We start from the raw sequence: 8,937 nt of genomic DNA, 5'->3' as shown, positions 1-8,937 counted from the left end.
AACTCCGTCTCGTTCACCGTGATGTTCGTCAACGTCGTGTTACCCGTATTCGTGAACAAGAACGAATACGTGATCGTATCACCCACCTTCGACACCGTGGTCGGGTTAGCGGACTTCACCATCGTCAGACCCGGAGCCGGATCGATCGGGACCGTCACATCCGACGGAGGCGTCACCACCACCGGAGTATCCCCCGGAGGAGTCCCCGCACCCGTCGCCGAGTTATCGACCTTGCCCGCATCGACATCCGCCTGCGTCACCACATACGTCGCCGTCGCCGTCGTCGACTCACCCGGCGCCAACGTACGCGTCGGATAAGCCACAGCCGACGGAGTACCCGTTCCCGAGAACGCCGTCTCATTCACCGTGATGTTCGTCAACGTCGTGTTACCCGTATTCGTGAACAAGAACGAATACGTGATCGTGTCACCCACCTTCGACACCGCCGTCGGGTTAGCCGACTTCACCATCGTCAGACCCGGAGCCGCACCAGCGGTCACCACAGCAGACGACGGATCCGACGTCACCGGATCACCACTCGGAGGAGTCCCCGTCGCCGTCGCCGTGTTCGTGATCGAACCCGCATCCACATCCGCCTGCGTCGCCACATACGACGCCGTGCACGTCACAGACGCGCCCGGAGCGAGCGACGCGGCCGCATCAGGGCAGGACACCACAGGAGCCGTACCCGTGCCGCTGAACTGGGTCTCGGACACGGACGCGTTCGTCAGCGTGACGTTGCCCGTGTTCGTGACGACGAACGAGTAGTCGACCGTCTCGCCCGCGTTCATGATCGAGCTCGGGTTCGCCGACTTCACGACCGCGACGGACGGGTTCGGGTCGGCCGTGACGACTGCCTGCGAGGGGTCGGACGTGACGGCCGGGCCGCGCGGCGGGGTGCCGGTCGCGGTGGCCGTGTTCGTGATCTGCCCGGCGTCGACATCCGCCTGCGTGGCGGTGTAGGTCGCCGTGCAGGTGACCGACGCGCCCGGAGCGAGCGACGCGGCACCCGACGGGCACGTGATGACCGGCGCGGTGCCGGTGCCGCTGAACTGGGTCTCATCGATCGTGACGTTCGTCAGCGTGACGTTGCCGTTGTTCGTGGCGGCGAACGAGTAGGTCACCACATCGCCCGCGGCGCTGATCGTCGTCGGCGAGGCCGTCTTCTGCAGGGTGATGGACGGCGTGCTCAGGCCCGGCAGCACCACGGTGTCGGGGTTGGACGGGATCGGCGTGGTGCTCCCCTGAGGGGTGCCGTTCGCGACCGCCGTGTTGGTCACGCCGCCGGCATCCACGTCCGCCTGCGTCACCGTGTAGGTGGCGGTGCAGGTGGTCGAGGCTCCGGCCGCGAGGGTCGTCGCGGGGCAGGTCGCGTTGGAGAGCGTGCCAGAACCGGTGAAGGAGGTCTCATCGATGCTGACGTCGTTCAGCGCCACGTTGCCCGTGTTGGTCACCAGGAACGAGTAGGTGATCTGCCGTCCCACGGTGAACGACGCGGCGTCGGAAGGCGTCGCGGTCTTGTCCAGCGTCAGGGACTGCACGGGAGTCGTCACGGGAGTGCTCGTGGTGGACGGCGTCGAGGTGACCGGGGTCGTGGAGTTCGGCGGCGTCCCCGAAGCGGTCGCCGTGTTGTTCACCGCGCCCGCGTTCTGGTCGGCGGTCGTGATCGTGTACGGCGCGGCGGCGCTGCAGGTCACCGTCGCCTGCGGGGCGAGTGTCCCGGAGGGGCAGGTGACCGTGCCGGCCTTCGCATCCGTGACGGAGACGTTCGACAGGGGGACGTCTCCCGTGTTCGTGACGTCGAAGGTGTACTGGATGGTGTCACCCGCGTCGGTGACGCCGTTGCCGTTGACATCCACCGGGGTGCCGGCGCGCTTGATGACGCCGACGCTCGGGTTGCTGAACGTGACGGTGGAGGTGCCAGGAGGGTTGAGGCCGGTCGTCGTGACGTTCTGCGGGCCGTTCGTGTAGGTGCCGGCCGTGTTCGAGGTCACGTTGACGGAGACGGTGCAGGAGGTCTGCCCCGCATTGAGGTTGCCGGTGACGGCGACGCTGGTGCCACCCGCCGGGGCGGTCACTACGCCTGATGCACAGGTCGTTGTCGCGGCGGAAGGGTTGCTGATCGTGAGCCCCGACGAGAGGGCGTCGGTGAAGGACCAACCGTTCTTCTGCCCGAGCTCGCTCGTGTTGGTGATGGTGAAGGTGAGCGTCGAATTGCCCCCCGTCCTCGCGCTGGCCGGGCTGAACGACTTGTCCAGCTGCGGCGTCACGTCGAGGATCTTGATGTCGTCGAATGCATGGTCGTTACCACGGTTTCCCCCGCCATCGACGTTTCGCATGTTGATTCCGACAGACGAGCCGCTGAAAAGAATTCCCTTGTCCGACACGAGCGCCTTCGCGAGAATCCCCTGCGTGGCCCCGCCACACGGATTGACAGGATTGTTCGTCGCGGACGTCTCGCGTCCCGCGCTGTCTACGAAGTTGAAGGCCAGACGAGGTTGGTTGAAGTCGGCTCCGCCGTCACCACACGCCGCGGCGACGCTTACCCCCAGCGTGATGAAGCGGCCGTTCGCGGCGGGCAAGGCGATTTGCTTCGTGGTCCTGAATTCCACGGTGTTCGGCGGCACATTCTGTGACGCTGTCATCGCCGAGACAGCATCGTTCGCCGCTCCCGTGCCATTGAGCGCGCCAAGGGCCCCTACCATGTTCTTCAGGGTCGCTTTGTTGTTGACGCTGTTGGGGCCGTTCACGCACTGGTTGCCAGCGAACGCCGAGTTGGGATTCAGTACCAGCCCATTGCACTCACCTTGATCCCCATAGAGACCGTCCGAGTTGTACGTCGTCCCGGTCGCACCCGTGTACGACGTCAAAGGGATGGCCGTCGCCGTCGCGGCGTTCTCGAAGTCCTCCGTGTACAGGGTCGTCGGGGCGCTGGGGACACCCGGGTTGCCCGCGGCAGCCTGTGCCGCCGGAGCTGGCCCGAACAGGCCCGATCCCAGAGTCAGAGACGAGGTGATCAAAGCGATGGCGAGCACCGCGGCGGAGAAGCGACTCTGCTTGGTGGTCGCATCCAGTCGGAGCCACCGCTTAGACCCCTGAGGGCTGCGAGGGTGGGTGGTGGAGCCGGTTGATCTCATGTCAGATGTCCTTCTGCTGTGGGTGGCGGCTGACATGTCGACGGTCCCCAGAGACATCGACGTGGCCCGGCCAGTACATATCCCGCCCGTTCCTTCACCTAGCGAATAGGCATGGATTGAGCGGTTGATCACGTCGATCTCACCCTGCGGTGAGTCGAATTCCCCAACGGACGCCCCCCAAAGTGGTGACATTCCGCATATGCTCCGGTCAGGAGCGATGATACGTCGGGGTCATACTCCAAAACCGACCTCGTACTAGATCAGTAGTACTGATCTAGAGTTTTGTGCTGCCCGGGGTGATGTGCAGGACGATTTCTCGGACTCCCTTCCCTGATCCTCGCCACGCGGCCGTAGAGTGCTCGCGTGCTGGGGATTCCGCTCCTCCGCTCCTCCTGGTCCGGCACCGCCATCCTTCTTCTCGCACCACCGAGTCGCATGCATCTCGTGCCCCGATCCCCATTGGGGAACGAGCTGATCACGTGACCCGACGCGCGGATGAGAGAAGGACCCGCATGCCCATCGGCCGCACACCCCACCGGAAACGGCACCGCACGAAGGCCTACCACTGGTATCGCCGTCGCCGCGCCGGGGCCAGCGAGGTCTACATCGCGTTCGTCCCCGAGGCGATCCGAGAGATGGATCGCATGCGCCGGCGGCGCATGCGTGATGCGCAGACGCAGTATCGTGCGCGCGACCACGGGGGCCTCCGCGGGAGATTCATACGCGTGATCCGCGCATTCCGAACCATCGTCGGCCGTCATGCGCGCTAACGCGGGCTTGGTCCTCCTGCAGTTCTCCTTGGCTCTGGGAGTCGGGTCAGTGGTGTCGGCATACGTCGGCGACGCCTGCAGCACCTGCCTGCTCGGAGCATCGACGCTGTCGTTCATCGTCGGCTGCCTCCTGCTCAGGGCGAGGCACGGATGACCGCCCGCTGGCGGGCACGGAGCGTCCAGGCTCCGGACGGTCGTCCGCTCGCAGGAGGTGACTCCCCGGACGGTGCGATCACCACGCTCACCGGTCGGCGCCACCAGGAGACGCACACGACCGCCACCGGCCAAGCGGTGGCTCTCACGTGCCGGTGTCGTCTGGGCAGGGACCACACCTACACGGAGTGGCTGCGCCTCCCGGAGAACGGCCAGCACCTCGCGGACGCCCAAGCGGTCTGGCGTCGCATGTCCCAATGATGCGGATCCGCGCCCGCACGAGCAGGGACGCATCGCCGCCGCCGATGGAGGACGCGCCCTGCGGCCGCGCGGCCCCCCACGCAACGAACCAGGAGCCCTGAATGGCGACGAACGACATGTCCCACACCTTCGACGACATCGACGGTTCGATGTTGGACGACCTCAATCCCGGCGAGACCGTGCGGTTCGGCATCGACGGCCTGCTGTTCGAGATCGATCTGAGCATCACGCACGCTGCAGAGCTCCGACAGGCGTTCGAGCCGTACCTGGACGCCGCTCGCCGAACACCGTCGAGACCATCGCGGCACGCCGATCGGACGACCGTCCAGACCCGAGAACGCGCAGACGCGCACGCCTGGCTGCGCGAGAACGGGTTGCCCGTCGGCGGCCGTGGTCGGATCGCCGACCCCCTGCTCGCTCGGGACCGGGAACAGGGACGAGCCACGCCGACTGCACGTCGCCGCGGCTGAGCGCCGACAGCCCTCACTGGTCGAGGGCTGTCTCGTCCGGGGATGGCCATCGATCCGTCAGAGAGGTCGGTGCCCGACGATCCGGACCCATGACAGACACGAGCACGAGGACACAGTGGCCCCCAGAGACCCGTACCGGGCGTACGTCGAGATCTGCATCGAGCTCGGGCTCCTGCCTGCGGAACGGCACATCTTCGTCGTCGCGTCAGCTTCCCTCGATGAGATGCACGCACGCGCGTGCCTGTTCGGATCGGGCCACGTCACCTGGGCGCTGCTGCGGACCGACGAGCGCGATGCGTGCACACGCTGCCTATCGACCATTCCCGCCTTCCTCGAGCACCACTACGGGACAGGAGCGGCTCCCGGCCCCCACGACTCCGGAGCCCGCGAGATCGTGCAGGCGTTCCACAACCTGCATGACCTCTCCATGGCGGTCACCGATGCCTACGCCAGCCAGGACTGGTCCTGCATCCGCCCCGTGGCGGGATGCCCGAACTGCTCCGGCCGCGGGCGGCCCGTGGTCCCGCCGACGTTCGCCTCCATGGTCACTATGGAGACGACCGGTGGCCTTGAGTCATCGGACGATGACCGCGCTTCCCGAGCCGCCTCCTTCGTGTCGCGCATGAGGTGGGCGTTCGGGTTCGCGTCGATCGCCGGCAACCCGACGACAGCTCGTCGGTCTCGCGGCGTATCACTGGCGACAGCGCCCATCCGCGATGCCTTCGACCCCGACCTGGCGGGTATGGCGCGCGGGAAGGGGGCCACCGACGCCGAGGCCCTCGCCAGCTGTCTGGGTGCCGCGCTCGAGCGGTACACCCTGGGACAGGGCACGCATCCGCTCGTCGTGGAGGCGTCCGCCCTCGAGCTCGAGGGGGCGGTCGATGTCGAGCGCGTGTTCGGCCTCGCACATGTCGACGCTCCGCTCGGGATGCCCCATTCCATGGCCCTCTCCCGGGAGTGGATGCCTGCCGTCGACATCCTCGAGGGCCGCTCCGTCTACGTCCCCGCTGCCCTGGCGATCCATCGCCATGATCCTCGTCGCGCGTCGCAGATCGCCCCCTCCGACGCAGGCGGTGCAGCGTGTCGCGCATCCGCCGTCGAGGCCTTCCACCTGGGCCTACGCGAGGTCGTGGAGCGCGATGCGTTCCAGTACTACGCACGGACGGAGGCGCTGCCCACCCCGCTCGGATGGGCGCTCGTACCCGAGGATGTGCGCGACGCGATGTCCGCCGTCGACGCCCGGTTCTCGGTCACCCTGCTGGACAACCCGTTCGACGCCCCGGTCGTCACGGTGGCCATGGTCTGCGGCGCCTCGCACCGCGCACGCGCCTCGTTCGGCTCGGCTTTCGCCTCGACCCTCTCCGCGAGCGTGCGTGATGCGTTCCTCGAGTGCATGTCGATGCTCCACTCGCTCGACGCCCGCGTCGCGATAGCACCCAGGGACACGGACATGCGCAACCTCTGGTTCACGGGTTCAGCGGTCGACGCGCTGCCGGGCCTGTTCCCCGACATGCACGATGGGCCGGAGGTCGGCGTGGCAGATCTCGGCCTGCATGAGAGGCACGAGCTCCGCCAGCTGTTGATCGACGCCGAGGCCCAGGGGATGTCGGTGTTCGACATCCCCCTCGTGGAGGAGCGCGGCATCGCGGTGCACAAGGTCGTCATGTCCGGCACAGCCCTGGAGGAGACCACCTGCAGCTCGCCCTCACGTCGACTTCAGCGCTTCGCGATGTTCCTCGGCCATCCCGCACCCCGGCTGCGGTACGGCGGCCCGCTCGTCGTCTGAGGAGAGGCGGCGCCCCTCCACCCCCGTGATCGACGTCGCTCGGTGAAGCGCGCAGGATCCCCTACCGAGGTCATCCGAGCGAGCGCTCCGGGTGCGCCAGCACGTTCACCAGGATCGGTCGCGTCGCGAGGAGGGCGAGGCGGACGAGCACGATGCCGGACACGATGCACGACCCGGTCACGAGCACTGCGTCACGGATCAAGGCGGTCGGATCGATGCCTCCCCCTGCCAAGGCCAGCCCTGCGAACGGGGAGATGAAGAGGGCGCCCACGGCAGCGGACGTCAGCGACACGAAGACGAGAGGCTGCATCACGGAGCGCACACGTGCTCGGTCCATCTCCGACACCGGCATCCCGATGCGATCGAGGCTCACGTAGAGGTCCCGCCTCTCCAGCACAGCGGCAGCTTGGCTCACGCCCGCGGATGACGCGACCATGAGGAACGACGCGACGAGCGTGATCAGGAGGCCCGTGCGGATGTCCATCGTCAGGTAGTCGGAGGGGGCACCACTCTCGCCTTGCATGGTGAGCGCGGCACCGGAGCCCATGACGACGGCCGTGAAGCTCGTCATCGCGACACCGCTGACGAGGCGCCACGACGACTTCGGCGACTCGAGGATTCCGCGCGCGGACAGGAGGTGAGCGGCCTTCTTCGCCGAGCGGACCTTGCGCCGCGCGAACACCGACAGGACGAACGGGCCACTGATGTTGAATGCGGCGATCGCCACGCTGAACGCCACGGCGATGACCGCCACGGAGACGATGCGGGAGAAGTCGTCGTGGTGCGTGACCGCCAGGAACGCGCCGACGATGAGCAGGGAGCCCACGAACAGCCGGAGCCTGGAGATGCGCGGCGGCCGCTGCTTCATGCGCACGCCCAACGGGGTCACGATCACCTGGCGCAAGCCGACGACCGAGCTCACGATGGCGAGTGCAGCTACGCCCGCCACCATCTCGGCTGTCACCGCGGGTCCCGCCCAGATCGCCACCGGTCCGATCGGCCGGCCGTGGAACGGGATCAGACCGATGAGCGGCATGTCGACGACGTACACGACCACGCCGATGACCGAACCGATGACAGCGAGGGCTGTCGACTCGAGGACGGTCATGAGCGTGATGGTCAGCGTCGTCGCGCCGAGGAGGCGCAAGGTCGCCAGGCGGTCGTCACGACGGCGGGTGGCAAGACGAGCAGCGGCGCCGCCGAGCGCCATGATGGGCACCACCAGCAGCGACAGCGCGATCCAGGCCATGACCTGGTAGACGCTCGCATCGCGACCCGTCCAGCTCCAGAACATGAGCGCGCCCCCGACGACGGTCAGCAGGAGCGCGGTCATGACGGCGAATGCGACGATCGGCAGCACGACAGTGGCGGGGCTCACCGCCCCCGGGCGCGCGAGAGCCCACGCAAGACGGGGGATCGACGGGCGACCTGTCATCCGCGGGATCGCGTCCGCGGCCGGCACCGGGCGCGAGACGGTGTCGGTCATGAGAGACCATCGCGGCCGTCGCGCTCCGGTGCCGAGCCACCGTGCCGTGGATAGAGCCGGGGGACAGACGTGGTCGGGGGCTTGGCAGAAGCGTCCAGGGCGGAGTCGCTGATGATGCGGCCGTCGACCAGTCGCACGATGCGCGTGCATCTCGCAGCCACGGACTCATCGTGGGTGACCACCATCAGAGTCCGGCCCTGCGCGACCGTCGAGTGCAGGAGCGCGTCCATGACGCCCACCCCCGTCGCCGAGTCGAGAGCACCGGTCGGCTCGTCGGCGAAGGTGAGCGACGCACCACTGACCTGCGAGCGGGCGATGGCGACGCGCTGGGCCTGCCCTCCGGACAGCTCGCCGATCCGGCGCTGCTCCATGCCGGCGAGACCAAGAGCCGCGAGCCAGGAGGTGGCGTGCTTCTCGGCCCCCCGCCGATCTGCGCCGGACAGCAGAAGCGGAAGCGCGACGTTCTCGACCGCAGTGAGCTCCGGCACGAGGAGGCCCTGCTGGAAGACGAAGCCGAAGTCCTGCCGACGCATCTGAGACCGCTTGCCGTCGGAGAGGGCGCAGATCTCGACGACCCCGGACAGGCCGCTGAACGTGACCGTCCCGGAATCCGGACGGAGCACACCGGAAAGGCAGTGCAGAAGGCTCGTCTTACCGGAGCCAGAGGGCCCCATGATCGCTATGGATTCGCCCTGATGGATGCGGAGATCGATGCCGTCGATCGCGGGAGACTCCCCATATCGGAGGACGAGACCTGACGCGTGGAGTATCGGAGTTTTCATCACCGAATCAGCTTCCCGGTCGGCGCATCGCCGCCGCGTCCTCCTCCGGTACCATCTCGCGTCATACTCTCGATGACGGCGATGGATTCCCC

General features: G+C 67.5%; 6 protein-coding genes. 3 read left to right on the top strand and 3 right to left on the bottom strand.

Annotated features, from left to right (window positions below; translation table 11 throughout):
- A partial coding sequence (locus tag ITJ40_RS16455) for a beta strand repeat-containing protein (protein ID WP_370532080.1) occupies positions 1–3,035 on the bottom strand: 3,035 nt, incomplete at its 3' end.
- A 614-nt stretch (positions 3,036–3,649) separates the two neighbouring features.
- On the opposite strand from ITJ40_RS16455, the gene ITJ40_RS16450 reads away from it, so the two are divergent.
- The 3 genes from ITJ40_RS16450 (at position 3,650) to ITJ40_RS17505 (ending at position 6,577) form a co-directional block, all read left to right on the top strand.
- Entirely contained in the window at positions 3,650–3,907 is a 258-nt protein-coding gene (locus ITJ40_RS16450) for a hypothetical protein (RefSeq protein ID WP_194668100.1), read from the top strand.
- Between the two features lie 515 nt (positions 3,908–4,422).
- On the top strand, positions 4,423–4,791 hold the full coding sequence (locus tag ITJ40_RS16445) for an Lsr2 family protein (protein WP_194668099.1): 369 nt from the start codon (positions 4,423–4,425) through the stop codon (positions 4,789–4,791).
- Positions 4,792–4,906: 115 nt separating this feature from the next.
- Positions 4,907–6,577, top strand: coding sequence for a YcaO-like family protein (locus tag ITJ40_RS17505; protein WP_194668098.1), 1,671 nt, complete (start codon positions 4,907–4,909; stop codon positions 6,575–6,577).
- Between the two features lie 70 nt (positions 6,578–6,647).
- Here the strand turns inward: ITJ40_RS17505 and ITJ40_RS16435 are convergent, their stop codons facing one another.
- Entirely contained in the window at positions 6,648–7,910 is a 1,263-nt protein-coding gene (locus ITJ40_RS16435) for a permease (RefSeq protein ID WP_228512747.1), read from the bottom strand.
- A gap of 149 nt (positions 7,911–8,059) precedes the next feature.
- Positions 8,060–8,845, bottom strand: a complete 786-nt coding sequence (locus ITJ40_RS16430) for an ABC transporter ATP-binding protein (protein WP_194668097.1) — start codon at positions 8,843–8,845, stop codon at positions 8,060–8,062.
- Positions 8,846–8,937: the final 92 nt, after the last annotated feature.

The sequence above is a fragment of the Clavibacter sp. VKM Ac-2872 genome (genome assembly GCF_015351105.1).
Taxonomy (GTDB): domain Bacteria; phylum Actinomycetota; class Actinomycetes; order Actinomycetales; family Microbacteriaceae; genus Clavibacter.
This window is presented reverse-complemented; position numbering and strand designations above follow the sequence as displayed.

What these genes read in the sequence shown, in the direction of transcription:
- ITJ40_RS16450 (WP_194668100.1), top strand. Translation starts at nt 3,650, where the DNA reads ATGCCCATCGGCCGCACACCCCACCGGAAACGGCACCGCACGAAGGCC.
- ITJ40_RS16445 (WP_194668099.1), top strand. Translation starts at nt 4,423, where the DNA reads ATGGCGACGAACGACATGTCCCACACCTTCGACGACATCGACGGTTCG.
- ITJ40_RS16435 (WP_228512747.1), bottom strand. Translation starts at nt 7,910, where the DNA reads ATGACCGCGCTCCTGCTGACCGTCGTCGGGGGCGCGCTCATGTTCTGG.
- ITJ40_RS16430 (WP_194668097.1), bottom strand. Translation starts at nt 8,845, where the DNA reads ATGAAAACTCCGATACTCCACGCGTCAGGTCTCGTCCTCCGATATGGG.